Source organism: bacterium (assembly GCA_021371935.1).
Taxonomy (GTDB): Bacteria; Armatimonadota; UBA5829; order UBA5829; family UBA5829; genus UBA5829.
This window is the reverse complement of record JAJFVF010000022.1, coordinates 114,958-137,948: the sequence shown is the minus strand read 5'-3', so window position 1 is coordinate 137,948 and position 22,991 is coordinate 114,958. Positions and strand designations below refer to the sequence as shown.

Annotated in this window: 22 protein-coding genes; 13 read left to right on the top strand and 9 right to left on the bottom strand. The window is 49.7% G+C overall.

Going from position 1 to position 22,991, the window contains the following annotated elements:
- Window positions 1–164: 164 nt before the first annotated feature.
- Window positions 165–725 carry an aminodeoxychorismate/anthranilate synthase component II gene (gene pabA, locus LLG46_15140; protein MCE5324631.1) on the bottom strand — a complete coding sequence of 187 codons (561 nt, stop codon included), beginning with the start codon at window positions 723–725 and terminating at the stop codon, window positions 165–167.
- 4 nt (window positions 726–729) lie between these two features.
- The gene (gene trpE, locus LLG46_15135; protein ID MCE5324630.1) at window positions 730–2,223 is read right to left on the bottom strand and encodes an anthranilate synthase component I; all 1,494 of its coding nucleotides are present in this window, start codon (window positions 2,221–2,223) and stop codon (window positions 730–732) included.
- A gap of 502 nt (window positions 2,224–2,725) precedes the next feature.
- On the opposite strand from trpE, the gene LLG46_15130 reads away from it, so the two are divergent.
- Entirely contained in the window at window positions 2,726–3,460 is a 735-nt protein-coding gene (locus LLG46_15130; protein ID MCE5324629.1) for an RDD family protein, read from the top strand.
- On the top strand, window positions 3,457–3,876 hold the full coding sequence (locus tag LLG46_15125) for a DUF2752 domain-containing protein (GenBank protein MCE5324628.1): 420 nt from the start codon (window positions 3,457–3,459) through the stop codon (window positions 3,874–3,876). Before LLG46_15130 ends, LLG46_15125 begins: the two co-directional genes overlap by 4 nt.
- A gap of 164 nt (window positions 3,877–4,040) precedes the next feature.
- On the opposite strand, the gene rpoN is transcribed toward LLG46_15125, so the two are convergent.
- Window positions 4,041–5,441 (bottom strand): RNA polymerase factor sigma-54, encoded by a 1,401-nt coding sequence (gene rpoN / locus LLG46_15120; protein MCE5324627.1) that lies wholly within the window; start codon window positions 5,439–5,441, stop codon window positions 4,041–4,043.
- Window positions 5,442–5,740: 299 nt separating this feature from the next.
- On the opposite strand from rpoN, the gene LLG46_15115 reads away from it, so the two are divergent.
- From LLG46_15115 to LLG46_15080, 8 genes are all read left to right on the top strand, one after another.
- Entirely contained in the window at window positions 5,741–7,789 is a 2,049-nt protein-coding gene (locus tag LLG46_15115) for a chemotaxis protein CheA (protein ID MCE5324626.1), read from the top strand.
- A complete protein-coding gene (locus tag LLG46_15110; protein MCE5324625.1) occupies window positions 7,789–8,595 on the top strand; it encodes a protein-glutamate O-methyltransferase CheR in 807 nt (268 codons plus the stop codon). Before LLG46_15115 ends, LLG46_15110 begins: the two co-directional genes overlap by 1 nt.
- Window positions 8,596–8,606: 11 nt before the next feature.
- On the top strand, window positions 8,607–8,975 hold the full coding sequence (locus LLG46_15105) for a response regulator (protein ID MCE5324624.1): 369 nt from the start codon (window positions 8,607–8,609) through the stop codon (window positions 8,973–8,975).
- A gap of 49 nt (window positions 8,976–9,024) precedes the next feature.
- Entirely contained in the window at window positions 9,025–9,501 is a 477-nt protein-coding gene (locus tag LLG46_15100) for a chemotaxis protein CheX (protein MCE5324623.1), read from the top strand.
- Window positions 9,502–9,530: 29 nt separating this feature from the next.
- The gene (locus LLG46_15095; protein MCE5324622.1) at window positions 9,531–10,502 is read left to right on the top strand and encodes a FliM/FliN family flagellar motor switch protein; all 972 of its coding nucleotides are present in this window, start codon (window positions 9,531–9,533) and stop codon (window positions 10,500–10,502) included.
- A gap of 21 nt (window positions 10,503–10,523) precedes the next feature.
- Window positions 10,524–11,126 carry a chemotaxis protein CheC gene (locus tag LLG46_15090; GenBank protein ID MCE5324621.1) on the top strand — a complete coding sequence of 201 codons (603 nt, stop codon included), beginning with the start codon at window positions 10,524–10,526 and terminating at the stop codon, window positions 11,124–11,126.
- 1 nt (window position 11,127) lies between these two features.
- Entirely contained in the window at window positions 11,128–11,622 is a 495-nt protein-coding gene (locus LLG46_15085; GenBank protein MCE5324620.1) for a chemotaxis protein CheD, read from the top strand.
- Between the two features lie 61 nt (window positions 11,623–11,683).
- On the top strand, window positions 11,684–12,754 hold the full coding sequence (locus tag LLG46_15080; protein ID MCE5324619.1) for a chemotaxis response regulator protein-glutamate methylesterase: 1,071 nt from the start codon (window positions 11,684–11,686) through the stop codon (window positions 12,752–12,754).
- Between the two features lie 55 nt (window positions 12,755–12,809).
- Here the strand turns inward: LLG46_15080 and LLG46_15075 are convergent, their stop codons facing one another.
- A complete protein-coding gene (locus LLG46_15075) occupies window positions 12,810–14,198 on the bottom strand; it encodes a sigma-54 dependent transcriptional regulator (GenBank protein ID MCE5324618.1) in 1,389 nt (462 codons plus the stop codon).
- A 10-nt stretch (window positions 14,199–14,208) separates the two neighbouring features.
- Complete coding sequence (locus LLG46_15070; GenBank protein ID MCE5324617.1) at window positions 14,209–15,291, bottom strand: PAS domain-containing protein; 1,083 nt, start codon at window positions 15,289–15,291, stop codon at window positions 14,209–14,211.
- Between the two features lie 128 nt (window positions 15,292–15,419).
- Here LLG46_15070 and LLG46_15065 point away from each other — a divergent pair, with 128 nt between their 5' ends.
- Window positions 15,420–17,231, top strand: coding sequence for a histone-lysine N-methyltransferase (locus LLG46_15065; protein MCE5324616.1), 1,812 nt, complete (start codon window positions 15,420–15,422; stop codon window positions 17,229–17,231).
- Window positions 17,232–17,548: 317 nt separating this feature from the next.
- Complete coding sequence (gene sigH, locus LLG46_15060; GenBank protein ID MCE5324615.1) at window positions 17,549–18,187, top strand: RNA polymerase sporulation sigma factor SigH; 639 nt, start codon at window positions 17,549–17,551, stop codon at window positions 18,185–18,187.
- A gap of 21 nt (window positions 18,188–18,208) precedes the next feature.
- On the opposite strand, the gene LLG46_15055 is transcribed toward sigH, so the two are convergent.
- Entirely contained in the window at window positions 18,209–19,039 is an 831-nt protein-coding gene (locus LLG46_15055) for a DNA methylase (protein MCE5324614.1), read from the bottom strand.
- A 62-nt stretch (window positions 19,040–19,101) separates the two neighbouring features.
- On the opposite strand from LLG46_15055, the gene LLG46_15050 reads away from it, so the two are divergent.
- On the top strand, window positions 19,102–19,518 hold the full coding sequence (locus LLG46_15050; protein ID MCE5324613.1) for an STAS domain-containing protein: 417 nt from the start codon (window positions 19,102–19,104) through the stop codon (window positions 19,516–19,518).
- Window positions 19,519–19,520: 2 nt separating this feature from the next.
- On the opposite strand, the gene LLG46_15045 is transcribed toward LLG46_15050, so the two are convergent.
- The 3 genes from LLG46_15045 to LLG46_15035 all read right to left on the bottom strand — a co-directional run bounded on the left by LLG46_15045 (window position 19,521) and on the right by LLG46_15035 (window position 22,780).
- The gene (locus LLG46_15045) at window positions 19,521–20,867 is read right to left on the bottom strand and encodes an FAD-dependent oxidoreductase (GenBank protein ID MCE5324612.1); all 1,347 of its coding nucleotides are present in this window, start codon (window positions 20,865–20,867) and stop codon (window positions 19,521–19,523) included.
- An 81-nt stretch (window positions 20,868–20,948) separates the two neighbouring features.
- Window positions 20,949–21,737: a DUF1559 domain-containing protein gene (locus LLG46_15040; GenBank protein ID MCE5324611.1), complete on the bottom strand. Its 789-nt coding sequence runs from the start codon at window positions 21,735–21,737 to the stop codon at window positions 20,949–20,951.
- Window positions 21,738–21,844: 107 nt separating this feature from the next.
- A complete protein-coding gene (locus LLG46_15035) occupies window positions 21,845–22,780 on the bottom strand; it encodes a prepilin-type N-terminal cleavage/methylation domain-containing protein (GenBank protein ID MCE5324610.1) in 936 nt (311 codons plus the stop codon).
- Between the last annotated feature and the right edge of the window lie 211 nt (window positions 22,781–22,991).

Below are 22,991 nucleotides of genomic sequence, written 5' to 3'. Positions count from 1 at the left end.
AAAATTATGAAAGCACGATAACTAAAAAAATCTGACCTATCACTTTTGTCATTCCCGACTTGATCGGGAATCCAGTGGGCTATGGCACCATTGCCCGGATTCCTGCATTCGCGGGAATGACATCAGAATTTCGCGCTTTGTTTCTCGCGTTTTCGCGAAAAATTTTATCCAACAAAATTCTTAAGCAACAACTTGCCTTCCTGAGTCAAGATCGACTCCGGGTGGAACTGAACGCCCTCGATTGGATAGTCTTTGTGGCGCACTCCCATGATTTCGCGTTGATCGGTTTCGGCTGTTATCTGCAGACAGTCGGCAATAGTCTCTCGTCGTATTATCAGAGAGTGATAACGTGTTGCAGTAAACGGGTTCGGCATATTCTTGAAAATACCCTCACCATCGTGGTGAATGAGAGATGTCTTTCCGTGCATAAGCCTCTGCGCCCGCACGACCTCCCCGCCGAACGCATATCCTATACTCTGGTGCCCAAGGCATACCCCCAGTATGGGAATCTTTCCCGCAAAGTGCTTGATCGCAGCCACTGACACACCGGCCTCGTTTGGTGTGCACGGTCCCGGAGATATCACTATCTTGTCCGGCTTCATCTCTTCAATCTGATCCAGTGTGATCTTATCGTTTCTGAATACCTTTAGCTGCTGCCCCATCTCACCCAGATACTGGACCAGGTTATATGTAAAGCTGTCATAGTTGTCTATCATCAGGATCATTGTCTTACTCCAATCCTTCCTCTGCAGCGCTCAACGCATTAATCAATGCCTTGGCTTTGTTTTGAGTCTCTTCATATTCCTTGGCAGGTACAGAATCAGCCACAATTCCTGCACCCGCTTGGACATATGCTGTATCGTCTTGAATAAGAATAGTGCGTATAGTTATACATGCATCCATGTTGCCTGAGTAGCTGAAATATCCTATAGCACCGGCATATGAGCCCCGCCTGGTAGGCTCCAACTCGTCTATAATCTCCATTGCTCTGATCTTGGGAGCACCCGAGACTGTCCCAGCCGGGAAGCATGCTCTCAACAGGTCGAACTCGTCTTTGTCCAGGTTCAGCCTCCCGCGCACATTCGAGACCATATGCATCACGTGAGAATATTTCTCGATCACCATGAGTTCGTTAACGTCCACGCTTCCATACCTGCAGACCCTGCCGATGTCGTTGCGTCCCAGGTCGACAAGCATGATGTGCTCTGCCCGTTCTTTCTCATCCTTAAGAAGCTCATCTTCAAGTGCGAGGTCCTGCTCTTCAGTTGCGCCTCTTGGTCGAGTTCCGGCTATAGGGCGGACGGTCACATTTCCGCGTTCCTCAGTGACCAGAATCTCAGGTGATGACCCAATCAGCTTCATATCGCCATAGGACAGATAATACATGTAAGGGGAGGGGTTCAGACTGCGCAGGGCGCGGTAGACATCGAACGGGTCGGCAGTCACTTTAGTCTGAAAACGCTGGGAGAGCACGACCTGTATCACATCTCCCGCTGCAATGTATTCCTTGCATCTGGTCACTGCGTTCTCAAACTCAGTTTTAGTGAAGTTAGAAGTAATAGTCGGTGAATTAGCATTTCGCTTTAAAGTGCTTGTCTTAACAGGGGATTTCAGGCGCTCGATCATTTTCTCGATCTTGCCTACCGCATGATCATAGGCTGATTCGGGGTTTCCATCGATTCGTGCATTGCAGACCACGCGAATTTTATGGCGCACATGATCGAAGATGAGCAGCGTGTCTGTAAAAATCAGTGTGCAGTCGGGCATTTTGAGATCATCGATGGTCATATCCGGCAGATCCTCAAAGAACCGGACCATATCGTATCCGATGAACCCGACCGCTCCGCCGCAGAACCTCGGCAGGTCAGGATCGGGCACATAACGCAGGCTGCTCATCTCGTCCTTCAATATATGCAGGACATCTCTGCCTGCTTCGAGGTTGATCTGTTCCAGCTTGTCGTCGCGAGTGATTTCGACATTCCGGCCTCTGCTTTTGATGACCAGGTTTGTGCCATTTCCCAGGAACGAGAACCTGGCCATTCTCTCCCCTCCCTCGACGCTCTCAAGCAGGAATGAGTAGTCTTCACTGCCTGTCTGAGTGATCTTCCGAAATGCGGATACTGGGGTCTCCATATCTGCCAATATCTCCTTGTATACCGGCGTCATGTTGCCGTTTCCGGCTCGTTTGATGAATTCTTTTTTATCTGGATAATATGCACTCATATGCTTGTGCTCCTTCATTTGTCAAATGTGCCTAAAACGCAAAAAAACCGAGGACATACTGCTAATCCTCGGCTTTTGCACCTGCCAGCGTGCTTACGCACACACCAAAAGCCGCGGACACTCCTGTGGAGCGGCCCGCGACTATAAACTGTCTATTATTTTATGTCTATTTGATACGTGCTGATGCGGCGGCTCCACTCATGTTGAAGTGGCGCCAGCCCCAAGTATACTCGCCTCCATGTATTATCAAATAAGACGCTGTGTTCATAACACTCCCAGTATACCGGCCATATATGCGGCTTGTCAATACTATTTTTTGAAAACAGGCAAAATTTAGGGGACCAGTGCTGGGATAGAGGCAGTTTCCTGCGTTATGACACGAATGTCTTGAATATATCAGTCATAGTTCGATAACTATTGACAGGCCGGTTGCTTGAGGATAGAATGCAGATGAAGTTATTAGTCGGCATACATATAGTGTAAAAGATGAGGATTACTTTAGATGAAATGTCCAAAATGTGGATACGAGAACAAAGGCAGCACATCCACGTGCGTACAATGCTATTTCGATTTAGGCTCGGATAGAGTTCCCGTAAACACTCCCATACAAAGGACCACCAACAAGAAAACCCCCAGTCAACTTCCATCCGTAACGCAGGATGCCTCGCTTTCCTCCCCATTACCAGATAGCAATCAAGGGCAATCCAGCAGCCAAAGCTCTGCTGTTCCGGTCATTGAGCAGCCTGCAGATCCCGTTTTTCCGCCCACTCCCGCTTATCCGATGGTAATGGATTATGCTGGGTTTGGTCTTCGCTTTGCCGCATACTTTATTGACGCAGTTTTGCTGGTTTTTGTCGCCTATATCATCGGCATGTTGACCGGCGGAACAACGGAACCAACCGGCTCAATGTCGGGTGAGCAGAACACGAAGGCAATGCTGGAGGCGCTGAATGGGGGTGCAAATGGTGTTTGGATTAGCAACCTTATTAACATTATCTACTTCATAGGCATGAACACTGCCAAGGGTGCAACTTTGGGCAAGATGGCTTTGGGACTGAAAATAGTCAAAGCGGACGGCTCACCCATAGGGTTAGGCACAGCGATTGTACGTTATATTATGGAGTCGATATTAGCTGCAGTTACTTGCGGTCTGATGTTTATCTCCATAGCCACAAGTCCCACCAAGCAGGGCTGGCATGACAGGATTGCCGGAACCGTTGTAATACGATCCAGATGATGCAAAAATTACCAAAAGCCGAAGCTCTTCGCGCTTCAATTGTGGTGTTTTCGATCACGCTTGCGTTTCTGGCATTGTGGTTCGTGGACCCTCAGAAGAGCATCTGGCTGCCGAGATGCGTCTTTCATGATATGACAGGCCTTTACTGTCCCGGCTGTGGGATGTTGCGAAGTCTACATCAACTGGTCCATGGTAATTTGCAGGGTGCAGTGGCATTCAACATCCTAATTGTTTTCGCTGTTCCAGTAATAGCATGGTCGATTGTTGTGGAACTACTAGAACTGCTTAAGGTAAAACTCCCATGCAAAAGATTTCGCTCAGTCGGAATTTACTGGATATCATCTGCGGTTATCGTTGTTTTTGGAATACTCAGGAACATCCAATTCTATCCTCTCACCCTGCTCAGGCCACACTAAAGCACATAGCCTCATAAAGTATTTGCTATTTCGTAATTTATATTGATTATTGCTATGGTGCGCTTCGATATACTGCGAGAATGTTACCGCTTAGCTGCCTTTGGTTGCTTCGGGGCGCCCTGTCCCGAACAAATAGTAAATATCAAATACCAAATAACAAATTGTTACGCCGCCCTCAACTGATAAGGCAAAACCCTGAGCTGATCGCGATATTTGGCCACTGTCCTGCGGGCAATCGTTACGCCGTGGTCTGCAAGCTTCTTTGTGATCTCGCCATCGGATAGAGGTTCGGTAGAGAGGGCTATGATCTGGCTGATGAGGTTTCGCACAGGCAGCGCTGAGTCGAAGAATATCTCGAACGACACCACTTCACCCGAGGGCAGCCTGCAGTATTTGTCGGATAATGCGCGACAGATTGTGGACTCATGGACTTCCAGCGCCTTCGCCACATCCTTCTGACGCAGTGTTTTTAGTTTTGACGGCCCATAAGCCAGAAAGTCATGCTGATACTCAGCCAGGTATGACGCAACTCTGGCAAGTGTCTTTTTCCTGAGCTTGATAGCGTCGAGAATACAGCGAACGCGCTCGACGTGCTCGCGAATATGTTTGCAATCATCTTCGCCCAAATAGCTATCGCCGCTCTTGATCGACTGATAGCATTCCTCATATGTCTCATCGATCTTGAGGTAACTGCCGTAACAATCGACAACTTCTGCGCTGAACGAATCTCCATTTTTTTGGATTATGATGTCGGGCACTATAGCGCTCGACTCTCTAGGTGCAAGCTCCTCGAAGGGCGGATGATAAGCCGATGCGGGGTGAGGGGTGAGGTTGTCGCGTATGTATTCGCATGCCTCCACAACAACCTGGTGAGATACCTCGAGTTTCTTTGCCAATGATTTGAAACGCACTTTCGAGAAGTCTTCCCAATAGTCTTCAAGTATCATCTCGGCTGTGTGCGCGATAGGTTCTGGTGATGAAATACGGCGTATCTGGATCAGCAGTGATTCACGCAAATTTCTTGCCGCAATTCCGGATGGATCGAAGCTCTGCACGATCTTCAGCACCGATTCGATCTCCGGCACTGCGGCCGCAAACTCCTCCGCAGTCTCAAAGAGCGATTCGCGGAAATATCCGTCATCGTCCAGCGAGTCTATGAGGTATTCGGCGATTCTGAGTTTTCGCCCACCCAGTATCATGCGGGCCTGTTGTTTCAGGTAGTCGTTGAGTTCCATGGACTTTGCCACGGTCCTGAACGGGTCGAAGAGTTCATCATTTCCTGCGGCAAATGCTCTTTCCAGATATGAGCGCTCATGGTCTTCGGGCGTAGTAATCTTGCTTGCGGCGAGTGATGCGCTGCAGACAGGGCATGTAGGCGCGACGGTCACAAATCCGCATACGGGGCATCTGGAAGTCTCGTCCATGCACAAGGCCGGGTTTTCCATAGCCTCCGTTTCGACAAACTGCTGCAGTTCCAGCAGACTCATATTAAGAATCGAATTTGCCTGAATTTGAACGGGGATCGTGCGCTGGCTTTGCCTCTGCGCAAGTACTGCTCCTTGCATACTAAAACCATACCTTTCCATATCCGCTCTAGACTGGGTCATGCGCTTCCCGCATAATCCGGGTCTCCGAGAGCGTTATTCACGTTTGCCGTGAATGATGCGCTCTAGCGGCGGTTGGCATAATTATCGGCAGAAGAGCTAGCCCACTTGAGTACTTTATTAGCCCTAAAGAAATATCTGCGTTAGCCCCAAAATAACACTAGGACTAACCTGTTACAGGTGAGTCCGGCCTACATATAAATGGAGTGGTGGCAGTTTGGGGCCATCCGCTCTTAGCTGTTTTTTTGGAGAGGGTGTCTATGGGTTCTGACATGTCCGATATGATGGGTCTGTTTCTTGAGGAAGCCGAAGAGCAGTTATTGAAACTCGACGACGGTTTTCTTCAGCTCGAGAAGAACCCGGGTGATATTGAGATACTCAAAGAGATATTCAGGGCTGCTCACACACTGAAGGGTTCATCCGCAACAATGGGTCTGACTGAGATTGCCCGGCTCACTCACGCCATGGAGAACCTGCTGGACCCGCTGAGAAACGGCGTGCTGGCAGTTACTCCCGAGATAATAGATGTGCTCCTTGAGGGCACTGACAATCTGCGGGTAATGACCGGCCAGGTTAGCAATGGAGAACCGGTTAGTGCGGAGATCGGTGATTTGCTTGTGCGTATAAAGTCACTCACCGATGGATCAGATGACAAGCCTACTGAGGCACCGGTGGAAAAGCTTGCCGCTCAAAATGTAAAGCAAAGTACGGATGTTGCCGGTGCGATGTTGATCCGGGTCAAAATAGTGCCCGAATGCCTGATGCCTTCAGTCAGGGCGTTCATGGTTTTCAATTCGCTTTCGATGCAGGGCGAGGTAGTGTCATCGGAACCGAGTCAGGACAATCTCGACGACATTCAAGCGGATCAAGAGATAGCCATCACATTTACGCCTGCCAATGGTCCCGAACCCGTCATAGATGCGATCAAGAGCCTTGCCGAGGTAGAGCTTATCGACTGCACAATTTCCGACGATGATGCAGGTCAAGTGGACCGACCTGTTCAGAATCAGCAAGAGAAGCCCAAGAAAAATGATGAAGCTCCCACTGCAGGTCCGAGTTCGGGAAGTGTAGCCAAAGCCATCCAGACTGTTCGTGTAGGTGTCGACAGGCTGGACACCCTAATGAACCTGGTGGCTGAACTGGTGATAGATCGCACGCGAATGAACCAGATCGGTTCTCAGCTTGCAATGAAATATGAAAACGAGGAACTCGTGCAGGGCTTGGGCGAGACATCGGTGCACATAGGCCGTGTCGTCAACGAACTGCAGGAGCATATAATGAAGGTCCGCCTGCTGCCTGTTGAGCAGGTATTCAATCGTTTTCCGCGTATGGTGCGCGATTTGTCGCACAAGGCGGGCAAAGAGGTCGATTTCATACTCGAAGGTCAGGAGACCGAGCTTGACCGTTCGATATTGGAAGACATTGTCGATCCTCTGACTCACCTTTTGAGAAATGCGGTCGATCATGGCGTCGAGTCTCCCGACAAGCGCGCTGCAGCAGGCAAGTCCAAGCGGGCGCGAGTCGTCTTGGCTGCGAAGCAGGAAGAAAACCGAATTATTATTGAGGTTCAGGATGACGGTAATGGAATCTCAATAGAGAAGGTGAAGACTGCTGCTCTTAAAAATGGCGCTGTCAGCGAAGAGACTCTTGCCAGGATGACCGATGAGGAAGCTCTGCAGCTCATATTCGCCTCCGGGGTAAGCACGGCAGAAAAGGTGACCGATGTCTCCGGGCGCGGTGTAGGTATGGACGTTGTCCGCAGCAATATCCAGGGTCTATCCGGCAATGTCGAGGTCCACACCAAGCCTGGTGAGGGAACGACATTCAGGATCAATTTGCCTTTGACTCTGGCGATCATCCAGTCGCTGGTGACAGGTGTGGGCGACAAGGTCTACGTGATCCCGCTGAGCGCGGTCCAGGAGACATTTCGCTGTGAGGCAGGTGAAATCCATCATATCGATGGGCATCCTGCAATCAATTTCCGTGGATCGGTGCTTCACCTTGTCAGGTTGGGTCAGTTGTTTGACCATAATCAAAGCATACATCTATCTGATAATGAGTGCATTACGTTTGTGGTAGTGCGCACAGGCGCTATGAATATCGGCTTGGTAGTCGACAAGTTGATAGGTGAGCAGGAAGTGGTCATTAAGCCTCTCGGCTCATTCTTCGGTGATATTGACGGCGTCGCCGGCGCGACGATACTCGGTGACGGGCGTGTTGCTCTGATTGTGGATGTAGGAGCGATAGGGGCTTTAATAAACAGGCGAAGAAGACCACGCCAAGTCGCTGAAACGGGAGTACAGTCCTAATGAGTGGTAGTTCGGATCAACTTGCGGAAATTGATTTTGCATCATTCAAGCGCAAGGTAAAAGCTGCTTACAGTCTCGACCTCGATGCATATAAACGGCCTCAGATGGAGCGCCGTCTCAGGTTGAACATGGAGCGATGCGGCGCGAAGAGCTTTACACAGTATTATTCACTTATGCAGAATGACAAGGCTCTGCTGGATGAGTTTCTGGACCGCGTGACGATTAACGTATCGGAGCTTTTCCGCAATCCTGAACAGTTCGATGTGCTTCACAAAAAGATACTACCCGAGCTGCTTATGCAGACCAGAAGTATAAATATCTGGTCGGCGGGTTGTTCATACGGCGCGGAGCCTTACTCACTGGCTGTCATACTCGATGAGATGCACACAGGCGGCATTCATCGCATTCACGCAACCGATATTGACGACCGAATGCTCGCGAGGGCTCAGGCGGGTGTTTTTCAGGAAGCCGAGATGCGGAATGTGTCGCGTCAGCGGTTGACCAAGTATTTCGATCATAAGCCTGAGGGTTATGTTGCAAGTGATGTAATAAAGAGGATGATCAGGTTCTCCAAGCACAATATGCTTGAAGATCGTTTCCAGAGCGGTTTCGATTTGATCGTATGCCGAAATGTTGTAATCTATTTTACTGAGGAGACGAAGAAAACTCTGTATGAGCGATTCTTTGCCTCGCTCAAGCCGGGCGGATATCTGTTTGTCGGCGGCACCGAGCGGATCGCCGATTATAAAACGATTGGTTACGAAAATATGGTTTCTTTCTTTTACAAGAAACCGTGCAGTAATTAGAGGAGGCCGAAATGCCCAAACGCATTCTCGTGGTTGACGACGCAATGTTCATGCGAGCGACCGTAAAGCGCATATTGGAACAGGCAGGCTTTGAAGTCGCCGGTGAAGCCGATAACGGTCAGGTAGCGGTCCAGCGCTATGGCGAGCTGAAGCCGGATGCTGTATTGATGGATATCACAATGCCGATCATGGATGGAATCTCCGCGGCAAAAGAGATTCTAAAGACGGATCCGGGCGCTGTCGTGCTGATGTGCACGGCTCTGGGGCAGCAAAACCTGGTCATAGATGCGATAAAGGCTGGTGTAAAGGACTATATAGTAAAGCCTTTCCAGCCGGAGCGGGTAGTAGAAGGAGTGAGTAAAGCGCTGAGTGCTGCATAATGTGAAATCGATTAGCGGCAGTGGAGCGAAAGCACAGGAGACTAGTTGAATGAAAGTCGAGTTTATAGAACCTTTTGTGGGTGCGGCGTTCAGCGTGCTGGAGACACTTTCAGGTGAAAAGCCGACACGCGGACAGATATCCCTTAGGACCAATACGTTTACAACTCAGCAGGTAACGATTGTTGCCGGTGTCAACGGCAATGTCGAAGGTGTTTCTTTGTATGGAATGTCATTAGTTACCGCGGAGAAGATCGCGACGATGATGGTAGGCAGTCCGGTTGATGGTCTAGAGGGAATGGGTCTTAGCGCTCTGAGTGAGCTTGGCAATATGATTACGGGCAATGCGATTACGATGCTGTCGCGCAACGGCTACGATGTCGATATCACTCCGCCCTCGGTAATACGCGGCACAAGTGTTGAGATGTCCACCAAGACACCGGCCCTGGTTGTGCCTGTATGCACTCAATATGGTACTATCGAGGTAAATGTGGCATTGGCTGAGATTGCAGTGCAGGCGGCCGCATAACAGGCTGACTATAGGAAGAAGCGAAAGAGATGGCTGACGTACTTAATCAGGATGAAATAAATGCTTTAATGGAGACTTTTAAGTCTACAGGGGCACAGGATATAGGGGCAAAGGCTCCCGAGAAGCAGGTGCGGCTGTATGATTTTTCTCGTCCCGACAAGTTTTCCAAGGACCACCTGCGGTCGCTCAATTCCATTCATTCAAGGCATGGAGCGGCGTTTGCTTCAGCTCTTTCGTCCATGCTCAGAGTATATACTCGTGCGGACCTATTGGCATTGGATCAGTTGACTTATCGCGAGTATTGTTCGTCGGTTTCGGACGGTACACTATTTGTCGAGGTCGACTTGCAGCCGCTCACATCGACAGCGATATTTGAGTTTAATCCACATTTCGTTTCAATATGTGTGGACTTGTTGGCCGGAGGGTCAGCATCGGGCGCATCGAATCAGCCGTCGATATCAGATGTGGACAAAGCCATCGTCAGGTCGGTAGTCGAGCTTGCCCTGCGGCAATACATTGAGGCGTGGTCATGGTGCGTTGAACTAAAGGCTTCCGTGATAAATATGACGACCGAGTCGAGCACGCGGCAGGTCCTGCTTCCTTCGGAGGCGGTTTTGGTCTGCGGATACGAAGTCAACATAGGCGAAAATGTAAGTATGATGAGCATATGTCTACCCGCATCTGCAATCGAGCCGGTTCTGCCAGCTCTGACCGCCGGCAGGAGTCTGCAGTCCAGGGGTGGTGGCAATGACCAGACCAATCCCGTTCTGATGAAGTCATTTGAGGAAGTTGCAGTTGAGTGCCGTGCGATTCTTGGCAGGACATCGCTCTCTGTCGAGGAGGTTTCGGGGCTTGATGTAGGAGATGTAATCAAGCTGCCTATCAGAGAGAACGGAACGGCTGAGTTTTGGATTGAGAATGTGCCTGCTTTTTCAGGGGTATTGGGGTTGTCGGGTAAAAACCTGGCGCTGAAGATTTCGGAAGTAGCAGAGCCCCTGTAAACAAACATTGGAGGACTGACAATGGTATCGGTAAACAAGAAGAATGACGATGCGCTTAGCAATTTTCTCACCGTGGCGAAGTCCGGGGTAAAGAAAGCAGGCGAATCGCTCAAGACCATGTCGGCCAGCGCGATCAGGCTGGAGGTGATTTCGGCAGGCATAGCGCCTACGTCACGGCTCTCTGAGATCGGTGGCAATCCCGAAGACCTTATGGTAGGGATATACATAGGTGTCACTGGTAAAATGCCCGGACATGCTCTGCTTGTTTTTCCGTATGAGAGTGCGCTGCTGCTTGTCGACATGATAACCGGCAACAGCCTTGGGCATACGAAGCACGTAGATGAAATGGAGCAGTCGGTGTTAAAAGAGGTGGGAAACATTGTGACTTCTTCCTACCTGAACGCATTTTCCGATTTCTACCGGTGTTCACTATTGCCTAGTCCACCGAGTCTTGCGATTGATATGTCTGCGGCGGTAGTGGACAGTGTTTTGCTCAACACCGGTTGTTTTGAGGAAGACACGATAAGCGTGGTCACCAAATTTGCCGGCGCAAAGCGTTCACTGCGCGGATTTTTCCTATACATACCTGAAATAGTCACAACTTCTATAGAGGAGGCGGCCTGATTTGGATGGTGGTATTGCCAGAATGGGCGAGGTGGTGTTTACCCGCCCGGATCTATCCGAACTCAAAGCTCTTGGGCTTGGTTCATGTATTGGGTTATGCGTTTTCGACCCGCACATAAAGGTAGGTTGCATGGCGCATATAGTTTTACCTGAGGCCAAATCAGGTTCCACGGAAGTCGGCAAGTATGCCGACACAGCCGTTCCTTATGTAATCAAGGAGATGCTGGCCAGAGGAGCGGTGCAATACAGGATGCGTGTTGCTATAGCCGGAGGCGCTCAACTCTTTTCATTCGATGGTTCCGACAGTAAGCTCGACGTCGGCAGACGAAATGCTGAGACCGTCAAGCATATGCTGTCGAAGTCAAGACTCAAACTGATTGCTGAGGATGTTGGCGGCAATCAGGGAAGAACTATGACAATGGACGCCGTTAGTGGGCTGGTGACAGTCAAGCAGAACGGTCATGACATAAAGGTCCTGGCCAATCTGCTTTCCTAACCCGCATTATTCACGAGGAGCGCATAATCCGGGTTAAGCCGCCTGAAAGGCAGCGATAGAAATGAAGAAGCAATCCTCCGCTAAAAAGAGGGTGTTGGTCGTGGACGATTCCGTGTTTGCTCGGAAGATCACGACCGACATACTCAGCGCGAGTCCGAACCTGGATGTAGTGGGTTTTGCGGTAAACGGGCTTGATGCTCTGAAGAAGATCAAGGAGCTAAAGCCCGACGTTGTAACTCTCGACATCGAGATGCCCAAGCTCAACGGCATCGAGACCCTCCGCCGCATAATGCAGGAGTGCCCGACTCCTGTTTTGATGTTAAGCTCACTTACGACCCAGGGCGCCACTGAAAGTGTCCAGGCTCTGCGTTATGGTGCGGTGGATGTCATGGCAAAGCCCAACAGCTCTCTAGGTCTGGGCATGTCCATGCTTGCCGAAGACCTGGTCGCAAAGGTTCTTGCTGCCGCCGATGTGGAGGTATCACATCTGAGCCTCGTGGAACAGGCGCCTTCGCATCCGCGCGTTCAGACTTCCAGACCTGCAATCACCAAATTTCCCATTGTCATGATTGCGTCCTCGACCGGCGGTCCGCGCGCTCTGCGCACTTTGATTCCCGATCTCACGGATTCCGACGGTGTGGCATATGTGATAGTACAGCATCTGCCGCCGGGTTTCACCGGTCCATTTGCGCGCGACCTCGATACTCAAACGATCCTCAACGTGCGTGAGAGTGCCGAAGGTGACACAATAAAGCCGGGCGATGTCATGTTTGCCAAGTCTGGTTTTCACACTGTTTTTGACAAACGCGGCATTGTTCATATTACCAGCGATCCTCCCCTTTGGGGTGTCAGACCGTCGGCTGATGTCACCATGGCCTCGGCTGTTCCGGTGTTTCATGACAGGCTGATCGGTGTAGTCCTTACGGGTATGGGACGTGACGGAGCGAACGGCCTTAAGCTGATAAAGGATGCCGGTGGAGTAACGCTTGGCGAGCACGAGTCAAGTTGCGTGGTCTACGGAATGCCCAGGGCGGCTGCTGAAATGGGTGTGGTCGACAAGGTAGTGCCTTTACAGGAAATGGCCGAGGCAATTTTTGACACGGTCTTGAAAGTCGCGCAGTCTCACCGCTGATCAGTTTCAAGCAACTAATTCACTGCTAATGGATCGGCCTACTTCTTGAGGTCGCTCAAACTTTTTGGCATTCCTCTTTTTCCAGGTGAAATTCCCTGATCTTATTTCTGAGTGTTTTTCTGTCGATCCCGAGCACCTGCGCTGCAGCAGACTGGTTCCAGTTCTTGGCTTTGAGCACTCGTTCTATGTGGATTTTCTCTAAATCCCTGAGCGGAGCCATTGGGGCTATACCATCCATGATCGACTTTGGTGAAGTCGAGGGGGTGGGGTGGTTATTGTGGTTGAGCATGAGGTGTTCAGGCCGGATTGTGCGGCTGTTGCATAGAATCACAGCCCGCTCTATTGCATTCTCCAGTTCTCGCACATTTCCCGGCCATTCATGATTTTTCAGAGCTTCGAGGGCTTCATCATTGAAGTCCATCACATTCTTTGCGGTCTCGTCTGCATATATTTTCAGGAAATGATGGGCAAAGAGTTCTATGTCGTCGCCACGCTGCCGGACTGGCGGCAGGTTCAATGTGATGACATTGAGCCTGTAGTAGAGGTCTTCACGGAATTTTTTGTCTTTGATTGCCTGCATGAGGTCGCAATTAGTGGCGGCAATCACACGGACATCCACATTCAGCGTCTCGCTGCCGCCGACCCGCTCAAACTGCTTTTCCTGCAGCACTCTAAGCAGTTTTGTCTGGACCGATAGTGAGACTTCCCCAATTTCGTCAAGAAAGATGGTGCCTTTATCCGCCACTTCAAACCGTCCGATATGTCGGGTAACTGCGTGTGTAAATGCTCCTTTTTCGTGCCCGAAGAGTTCACTTTCAAGCAGGCTTTCCGAGAGCGCAGCGCAGTTGACTTTCACAAACGGCCCTGAAGCCCGCCCGCTCTGGTAATGGATTGTTCGAGCGAGATACTCTTTACCTGTGCCTGTCTCGCCTGTAATGAGCACGGTGGCATTGGTCGGCGCGACCTGTGCTGCCATGACATATGCCCTCTGGACGTCTTGGTTGGTTCCTATGATGTTGTCAAATCCGTATTTCTTCTTGAGTTCGCCTCTTAGGAACCGGTTTTCGTCGATCACTCTCTTCTGCTGGAGTGCACGTTCAGCGACAATCTGCAGTTCGTCAAGCTCGAAAGGTTTGGTGATATAATCATAAGCCCCGAGTCTCATGGCCTCGATGGCGGTCTGGGTGCTTCCGAATGCGGTCACCATGATGACAGGCAGGTCCGGTTTTTCTTCCTTTATTCCACCAAGCACTTCCAACCCGCTCATTTTCGGCAGGCTCATATCCAGTATCACAAGGTCGAAGTCACCCGCTCTGGCCGATGCAAGTCCTGCCGCGCCGTCCGGGGCGGCTGCGGTTTCGTAACCTGCATCCTCAAATAGCTGAGACATAACGTCTCTCAGTCCGGCCTCATCGTCAATTATGAGTATTGATTTACTATCCAACCATTTTCACCTAACACTTGCAAGAGCTTAGACGCAGCGTCACTTTCGTGCCTTTACCTTCTTCCGATTCGACGATCACCTTGCCCTGATGCCTGATAGCGATTGCGTCGACCATACTCATTCCAAGTCCTGTGCCTTCGGCTCCGCGGGTAGTATAGAACGGATCGAATATGCGCTGTCTTGTCTCTTCGGACATACCTATTCCGTTATCGACCACACTCAGGTCCACATAGCCATTTTTGCATGAGGTAATGATTTCGATCTTGCCGCTGCACTCAATGGCCTGGGCTGCATTGAGTATCAGATTAGCCAGGGCTTCTCTAAGTTCTGTCGCGTTTCCCAGCACACGGCAGTTATCCGCGAGCTTGGTCTCGACCGTAATCTCCGAATCTGTATTGGACTCTGGTTCAAGCCATGCCGGCATGGCGCTTTGCATCAGGTCTTTGACGATTTCGCTTATGTCGATTGTCTGATATCCGGTCGTATCCGGCGGTTTGCCGATTTCTTTGAGCCTGCGCACGGTCTCTGCGGCGTCTCTTGCCGCCAGTTCTATGGCGTCGATGCATTTAGATGCGGCAGGGTTGTCCGCAATCTTTCGTTTTGCAAGCTGAGCGTTCCCGAGTATGATTCCAAGCACATTGTTTATATCATGCGCCACACCCGCAGCCATCTCGCCGAGGGTTCTAAGTCGCTCCGAATGTATCAACTGCTCCTGAGCGTCTTCGAGCAGTCTGTTGAGTTCAGCCAGTTCTCGATTTCGGTCTAGTATTTCTTTTTCGAGTTCACGTCTGGCTGTTATGTCGCTGTAGATTTCCACCCGACCGCCGACCTGTCCGTTGGAGTCGAATATGGGTGATGAGTAGCGATGGACCAGTGCCTTTCCACCGCACAGTGAGTCCATTACTTCTTCGACCACATCGGTTTCATTTGCAGGCAGAGTGGTAATTACAGACGGCAGCGTTTTGCCGATCATGTCGACCAGCGGTATATCGAACACGTCGGATGCCCGCTGGTTCGCATGAGTGACGACGTGGTCTTTATTTAGAAGAACGACTCCTCGTTCGGGTGATATGACGTTGCAAAGCGCAGCCAAACCAACAGCCTCCCCAATCTGCCAGACGTATTATATCGCCGGAGATGTTTTGTGTAAAGCCGAGTTTCTGCTATACTATATGCAAGCGCCCAAGGTTTGGTTGTGGAAGCTGGAAAGGAGCGAGCGTCATGTTATCCAAGGACCCCAAATATGGCCTGCTGCATCTGGTAAGCAAGCGGAATGTCAAGGATGTCACCGAGCCAAATCTGCTCAGAGAGATGTTTCCGTATATAGATGTTCCACGCATCATCTTTGACGGCAGAAGCGTGCCGATGGAGCCTGCCCAGGATTTTTATATTACGGACACGACGTTTCGCGACGGCCAGCAGGCGCGTCCGCCATATAAGGTGGAGCATGTGGTCAAGATATACGACATGCTCAGCAGGCTTGGCGGACCGAACGGTGTCATACGCGCCACCGAGTTTTTCCTCTACAGCGACAAAGACAAGGAGGCCGTAGCCAAGTGTCTCGAGTTGGGTCATCAATACCCTGAAGTGACCGGCTGGATACGCGCTACCAAAGAGGATTTCGCCCTTGTCAAAAGTATGGGGCTTCGTGAGACGGGCATCCTGACGTCGGCCTCCGACTATCACATATTTCTAAAATTCAAAAAAACACGTGCTCAGATACTCAATCATTATCTCGACTTGGTTGCGTCTGCTTTGGAGTCTGGTCTGGATACGGTGAGGTGTCACCTTGAGGACGTCACCCGTGCCGACTTTCCCGGCTTTATCATTCCGTTTGTGCAAAAACTGATGGAGATAGCCCAGCAGTCCGGCAAGACAGTGAAGATCAGACTGTGCGATACTATGGGCTACGGCCTGCCGTATGCCGAGGCAACACTACCGCGCTCTATTCCAAAGATGATCCACACAATGATCCACGAGTGCGGAGTGCCAAGCGAATGGCTGGAATGGCATGGTCACAACGATTTCCATAAGGTGCTTGCAAATGCCACCACAGCATGGCTCTATGGCTGCTGCGCTGCAAACTGCGCTTTATTGGGTTTCGGCGAGCGCACCGGCAATCCGCCTCTTGAGGGTGCGATAATGGACTATATATCCCTCAAGGGCGATGCGAACGGCATCGACACGCGTGTCATTACGGAGATAGCCGAGTTCTTTAGGAACGAAGTGGACGTCGATATTCCGTCTGGCTATCCGTTTATAGGTTCGCACTTTAATGTGACCAGCGCTGGAATTCATGCGGACGGCATGCTCAAGAATGAGGAGATATACAATATCTTCGATACGGACAAGATACTCAGCCGTCCGGCAAGGGTCAATGTCACCGACAAATCGGGTGTGGCAGGCATTGCGCACTGGGTCAATTCATATCTGGGTCTTAAGCCTGAGATGGCTCTTGACAAGCGGCATCCCGGCCTGCTTGCAATACAGGATTGGGTCAAGGAACAATATGCAGCCGGGAGGGTGACTTCGATCTCCGATGACGAGATGCTGATGCAGTCGAGGATGCATCTGCACGAGTACTTCAAGAGTGATTTCGACAGGCTGCGCGATCACGCCCTGGATATTTCCGAGCAGATTATGCTCAGACTGGTCGAGGATCAGCGAGTCCACTCCATGGACCCGGCAAAGATCGTTCCTGTGCTGCAAAAGTTACTGGAGCAGTTTCAGTTTATCCAGTTCATCTACGTAATCGACGTAAATGGAAAGAAGATCACGGAGAATGTCACTCAGCCGATTTATCGCAAGCAGTTTGGCAGGTTTGGTCTCAAGGAGAATTTCTCGAGCAGGGACTGGTTTGTCGGAGCGCTTGGCGCGGGGCGCGGCGAGGTGTTTATTACAGACTTTTATAAGTCCAGGATTACCGGGGCGCTGTGTATAACCGTCTCGGCAGCAATTCTTGATGACGATGGCAAGGCTATTGGCGTAATAGGCGCCGACCTCAAGTTTGAAGAACTCGCAAGAATACTCTAAATTTAGTAATGAGTATTTTGTATTGAGTATTGAGTTCCCTCTCCCTGGGGAAGAAGGTTAGGGTGAGGGGGCAGCCTATTGGTGTACATATCATATAAAAAAAGCGGAAAACCTCTCAAATGTAGTCATTCCGAACGAATGCGAGGAATCTGCTTTTCAATAATATCAGTCAATTTCCCCGCAAAAATGCCATTGCCACAATATAAACTCTGCAGTATAATACAACTACAATCCATAATCTTAGACATTGCTTTATAAGTATAGTTGTGCTATAGTTTTGTGCCCCAGGTTAAACTCTGGCGACGTCGGAGGAAAGGATGAGGATATATAAGCACATAGCAGGTTCCCGATACGAAAGGCTGTCTGACAACAATATTGTCGGGCTGGCGCAGCGTGGGGACATATGCGCTTCCGAGTATTTATTGTACAAGTATCGCAGTCTGGTGCGAACGAAGATCCGCTCATATTTCCTGATGGGCGCCGAGAAGGAAGACCTGCTCCAGATTGGGATGATCGGCTTGTGGCAGTCGATTATGGACTATGTGCCGGACAAGGATATATCATTCCTCTCATTTGCCAGGATATGCATTGAGCGCCATGTAATAACTGCCATAAAGACCGCAACTCGCCGCAAGCAATCACCACTAAACAATGCCATATCACTCGATTACAGTGTGGACGAGAGCGATGTAGATTTCAATCTCGAAGAAGTATTAGTATCCGAAGTTGACATGGACCCGGAGGAACTACTGCTTCGGAGGGAGAGTATCAAAATTCTTCGTGAGACGCTTCAGAGACTGTTGTCCGGTTTTGAGTGGGAGGTTCTCAAAAGATACAATTTGGGCAAGACGTATAATGAAATAGCGGTTGATCTTGCTTGCAATACCAAGTCTGTGGATAATGCCTTGGGCAGAATAAAGCGCAAAGTCGCCTGCAATTCCATATTTCTTCACTAGCCTCTTTCAAGCAGCGCGAGCTTAATTCTTCTTCCTGAATACCAGTATATACTGGTGGTGAATATTGGATACAAACGCATAAGGTATTCCATATGGATAGAGGTTTTTGCTGTCCTGTGCAAGTATTGTAATTCCTTCGAGTGTAAAACCCACCGATTCCACAGTTCGGACAATGTCGGCATGATAGGCGATGAATTTTGACTTGTGCCTGAAATCCGAGACCACCACACACATATATTGTTTCTTTTTGAGCACGCCCCTGCACTGCCCAAATACCTTTCCGAGTTCGTCCAGGAAATCGTCATATGACGGGATATTGCCCAGGTCATCATTTTCATCGCTATAGCGCGTTTGCAGACCTTTTGCTTTTCTTTCTGCTTTGACCTTATGATCCCAGTCTTTGCGCAGGATCATCCAGTAGGGTGGGCTAGTGACAATGAAGTCGATGGATTCATTGCCGATGGCCGGCAAGATTCGCCTGGCATCGCCTTCCAGGACAGTCTGCGGGAACTGACATTGCTCATCAGCGATTCGCTGTCTTGCAACGTCTGCCCATTGGCGGACCAGTTCAATTCCAGTGCCCTGTCGGCCGCATTGGGCACATGCGACGAGTGTCGATCCGCTTCCAAGAAACGGGTCCAATACGTTTTCTCCAGGTTTGGTAAAAAATTCGATCAGCCTGATGATATCTGACTCAGCGAACGTGGCCGGGTGCTGAGACTTGAGTTTATCACGCCTTGGCGGCTTGCTAAACCACACACTTTTTGTCTCGACCATCCACTGTGTATTAGATAGGTGGTTCAGCGAGTTTCTCGGGTCCACCATATTGTTTTGTTTTTTTGAGTTTGGCATATAGTCATTACTCGCTTGCGCCAATAATCATAGTAGATACATTTCAAAAGGAGCGCATGGCAATGGCGAATCAGGAGCTTTCGATCACGGTGGGAGAGTTATTAGGAATAGTCAAGGTCTCACTCAATGGTCAGCTCAGCCCCCGACACGATCAAGCGCTCCAAGGGGTCCTGAATGGACTTCAAGAGCAGGGTTCAACATCACTTGTTCTCGACCTGGCTGGACTAACTTCTTCAGGCACTGATGCCGCCACCGGGCTTATAAATGTTTTACGTTCACTCGGCTCCACAACAAATTTTCACGTAGTTGCATCCGGCGCCTTAGGATCGATTCTGAGTAAGAGCGGTTTTGGACCCAGTGTGAGAGTCTATTCATCAGTCGATGACATCGCCGATATGTTTAGTGACGATGAAGAGTATCTCACGTCGCGATGGATGGCTCGTGGCTCACAGGACACCGAGCTTCCACTTGCCGCATAGTACTAGAGTAGGGCGCCTCGCTGCCTCAAGGTGGTCTTCAGCAGAACCGGGTCAACATCCTTCAGAGGAATCCCTTTTTTCAGTGAGATGCTTGCCGCAACGCCTGCGGCCTCTCCCATAGCAGCACACGCAGGCATAATTCTTATGGCTCCGTGGCCTTCCTGTGTGCTGGATGCGCATCTTCCCGCCACCAGGACTCCGTCTATACCTTCAGGTATTAGGCACCTGTATGGAATATCATACCAGTCGCCGTGCGGAGCGGTCTTCACTGTATGTGTTTCTTCTTCCTTGGTGTAGCCTTCACCTTTGCCGGAGTGCACATCAACAGGATACGCAAGCCTGCATATTCCGTCTTCGAATTTGTGTGCATTAACCACGTCGTCAGCGCTGAATTTATATAGTCCAACAATTCTGCGTGTCTCTCGAATACCAACATGCACCGGAGTTCTAAGAAGATAAGAGTTTTCAAATCCGGGCACATACTTTTTGACAAAGGCGACAATCGACATCATTTGTCGTCGGCCTTCAATTTCGGCTCTGGTAAGATCATCTGCATTGGTTCCATCGACATTGCCGATATGAGTGGTATTAAAAGTCACTTCACCTTTTCTAGGGCGGCCGAAATATAGCAGCAAATCGCCCGGTGCGTTGTATTCACCGGCGGCTTTTGCACGGCTAATAAGGTCATAGTATCCTGCCACTGAGAACACTTCTGTGCTGATTTTTGCGATATCTGCATCCGGTTCAAATTTTGGGAAGCGCACCTGATCGGGGTGGTCTTTAACGTATTCGAGAGCTTTTGCGACATCCACACCGCCTACATCGAACATCAGTGTAGCTGCCTGGGGAATACCATCATCGCCTCCCAATTCAAATTTAGCGCCAAGGGATACGGCAAGGTCACCATCACCCGTGCAGTCGATGAGGCGTTTGCAGCAGAACAGTTCACTGCCGGATTTTGAGATGGTGTGCACTGTGATGTTACCGTCATCAGTGTAGTTAAGCTGATCTGCAAATGTATGGAGCCTGATGTTGGCTCCTGAAGCTATGACCATTTCCTGGAGCCCGAATTCCAACGCCTCAGCATCGAATGCATTGGCAAGGCGCCCTCCAGCATCGTCCAGCATATCACTTATTTTCTTAAATATACCTGCTACAAGGGTCTTGCCGTCGGATGCCCAATGAGGCATAAACGGATTAACTAAAGCTGCAGTAGCCCAGCCTCCCAGGTATCCGAACTGTTCGATTAAAAGTGTCTTGGATCCTGATTCTGCGGCAGATATCGCAGCGGAACACCCTGCCATTCCTCCACCAGCCACAATGACATCATAGCAATTCTCTTTGCCCATTATTATGCCCTCATAAGAAAGGCGGACCCAGAAATGGGTCCGCCTGAAAGATTTCAGCCACAGATGGCTGAATATTGTCTACTAAAGTTTGTCACCCATGCATGACGGGTCGGTGCCAGTGGCACTGGTTCCCGTGCCTATGGTTTGAGCTTTATCAAAATTGTAGTTATAGTAGTTAGGTTCGCCAGAATATGTTGGATCCCAGTCAGTTGTGCTTGTTTCTGCAAGGCTGCAGTCTTTGATGGTGATTGTCTTTACATGAGAATCCATGTAGGCTGCATTAATCTGTGCGCCATTGTGAATTGTATCATTGCCAAAGTGCCAAGCCCTGTGTTCGTAGAAGCAGATCTGGTCAGAATTGTATGTGAAGTTACCTTCTTTTTTGGCTCCAACATGACCATCTGTGCTGCTACTGGTGCTAAACCATGCCCAGTCAGCAGCAGTCTTGTACCAATAGGAAACATTCGTAGCAGCTGACGGCTCAACTGAATCAGACGGACATACCAATATGTCTTTATTTTTCATGTGTCCGTAGAGTACCTGCGGCCAGGTTGTCAATACGGTTCCATCTGTTGGCGGCAATGTTCCAAATTTTGATACAAATGTGGTGCTATTTGCAGCATTGAATACCGGATTAGTTGCCACCGATGTACCTTGGGCAATTGCAGAAGACGGGAGAGTGCCGTCGTAGTCACTCCAGTAGAGCTGGAGCGCAACTGCGCAGCTCTTCAGGTTATTCTGGCAATTAGACTTACGGGCTTGCTCTCTTGCGCGAGCGAAGACCGGGAAAAGTATGGCCGCCAAGATTGCGATAATCGCGATAACGACCAGAAGCTCGATAAGCGTAAAGCCTTTCTTTCGTGCAGGCATTGAAACTACCTCCTCTATTATTGTTGCCTAGCGTTGTTTTAAGAACGTATGTATGAAGCTAACGTGAATAGCTGCCGGCTTCACCTCCTCATTTCGATCTGTGTTGTCTAGTCAGGTGTAATTGCAATCTTCAAATCAGTACTTTCAAACCAGACACCCTTATAGTCATTGTTTGCAGTGCACTGATAGAAATCGGAATCTTTAATAAATACTAATCTTGGAATCAGCTTGACATGCCCGTCAGCAAAAAGTATATGAGAGCCAGTCCCATGCAATTTGTAATTTGCTTTTGGAGAAGTGATGATATAGCCATCCGCATCATTTGCCAGGAATGGGACTACCGGTGCATTATTTTTACCGCTGTTAGCAGGTGGATTAGAAACATTATCCCTGGAGATGTTAGTCGGCCTAATTGCCGAATACTGATAGCCATCCATCTCGCGGACCATCATCAAGTTTCCAGAGCACTTAACAGCTCCCTCACCGACCTCAATAAGGTTTGGATTGAAAGCGTAACTCACACAACTGAAATTCTGATCTTTTCGCCCTAACACAACGGAGGCTTGACACTTCCAAATGCTTGATGAGTCAGACATTTTTGTGACTGCCTCAACATAGTTATAGAGTGCCTCAACCCAGTTTGGACCATAGCCTAATGTACTTTTGTTTATACTGCCGCCGGCGCTGGGACCAACGAACCTGACCGGTCTTCCGTTGACAGTCTTAGGCTCACCTTTATCTCCATATTTACCGCTGGTGGTATTGATAGACAGCGGCACTTCCGCCACAATAGGAGGTGGTGTTTGTGATGTAATACTGGCAAGCCTGTTGGTTGGATAAGTATCTTCCCAGTCGGAGAGATACATTTTAATACCGCTGCCGATTTGCTTCAGGTTAGACTCGCAGTTGCTTGCCTGCGCCTGTCTGCGGGCCTTGGCAAAGACCGGGAACAGAATCGCGGCCAATATGGCAATAATCGCAATAACAACCAGAAGCTCGATTAGTGTAAAGCCTTTGCGACCTTTCATAGTTTTTCTCCTCATAGAAATTTGGGTAGTCGAACCAATAAAATACAATACAGAATTGCTTGATTTATGTTTGGCCTACCTCAGACACCATCCTTTCTCTGAAACTGCTTTTTGGGCTGAGGAATCAGTTCCTCAAAAGCTCGTCAATATCGTAGCATACGCTTAGCATCGTGTCAACGCGCTTTTTCACCCGATTAGTAGACCTCAAAATGGCTGCCATTGTTCC

Coding starts and splice junctions, on each gene's coding strand:
- LLG46_15105 (MCE5324624.1), top strand. CDS start 8,607: ATGCCCAAACGCATTCTCGTGGTTGACGACGCAATGTTCATGCGAGCG.
- trpE (MCE5324630.1), bottom strand. CDS start 2,223: ATGAGTGCATATTATCCAGATAAAAAAGAATTCATCAAACGAGCCGGA.
- pabA (MCE5324631.1), bottom strand. CDS start 725: ATGATCCTGATGATAGACAACTATGACAGCTTTACATATAACCTGGTC.
- LLG46_15035 (MCE5324610.1), bottom strand. CDS start 22,780: ATGAGGAGAAAAACTATGAAAGGTCGCAAAGGCTTTACACTAATCGAG.
- LLG46_15045 (MCE5324612.1), bottom strand. CDS start 20,867: ATGGGCAAAGAGAATTGCTATGATGTCATTGTGGCTGGTGGAGGAATG.
- LLG46_15095 (MCE5324622.1), top strand. CDS start 9,531: ATGGCTGACGTACTTAATCAGGATGAAATAAATGCTTTAATGGAGACT.
- LLG46_15090 (MCE5324621.1), top strand. CDS start 10,524: ATGGTATCGGTAAACAAGAAGAATGACGATGCGCTTAGCAATTTTCTC.
- sigH (MCE5324615.1), top strand. CDS start 17,549: ATGAGGATATATAAGCACATAGCAGGTTCCCGATACGAAAGGCTGTCT.
- LLG46_15040 (MCE5324611.1), bottom strand. CDS start 21,737: ATGCCTGCACGAAAGAAAGGCTTTACGCTTATCGAGCTTCTGGTCGTT.
- LLG46_15080 (MCE5324619.1), top strand. CDS start 11,684: ATGAAGAAGCAATCCTCCGCTAAAAAGAGGGTGTTGGTCGTGGACGAT.
- LLG46_15125 (MCE5324628.1), top strand. CDS start 3,457: ATGATGCAAAAATTACCAAAAGCCGAAGCTCTTCGCGCTTCAATTGTG.
- LLG46_15115 (MCE5324626.1), top strand. CDS start 5,741: ATGGGTTCTGACATGTCCGATATGATGGGTCTGTTTCTTGAGGAAGCC.
- LLG46_15050 (MCE5324613.1), top strand. CDS start 19,102: ATGGCGAATCAGGAGCTTTCGATCACGGTGGGAGAGTTATTAGGAATA.
- LLG46_15055 (MCE5324614.1), bottom strand. CDS start 19,039: ATGCCAAACTCAAAAAAACAAAACAATATGGTGGACCCGAGAAACTCG.
- LLG46_15130 (MCE5324629.1), top strand. CDS start 2,726: ATGAAATGTCCAAAATGTGGATACGAGAACAAAGGCAGCACATCCACG.
- LLG46_15100 (MCE5324623.1), top strand. CDS start 9,025: ATGAAAGTCGAGTTTATAGAACCTTTTGTGGGTGCGGCGTTCAGCGTG.
- LLG46_15065 (MCE5324616.1), top strand. CDS start 15,420: ATGTTATCCAAGGACCCCAAATATGGCCTGCTGCATCTGGTAAGCAAG.
- LLG46_15110 (MCE5324625.1), top strand. CDS start 7,789: ATGAGTGGTAGTTCGGATCAACTTGCGGAAATTGATTTTGCATCATTC.
- rpoN (MCE5324627.1), bottom strand. CDS start 5,441: ATGCAAGGAGCAGTACTTGCGCAGAGGCAAAGCCAGCGCACGATCCCC.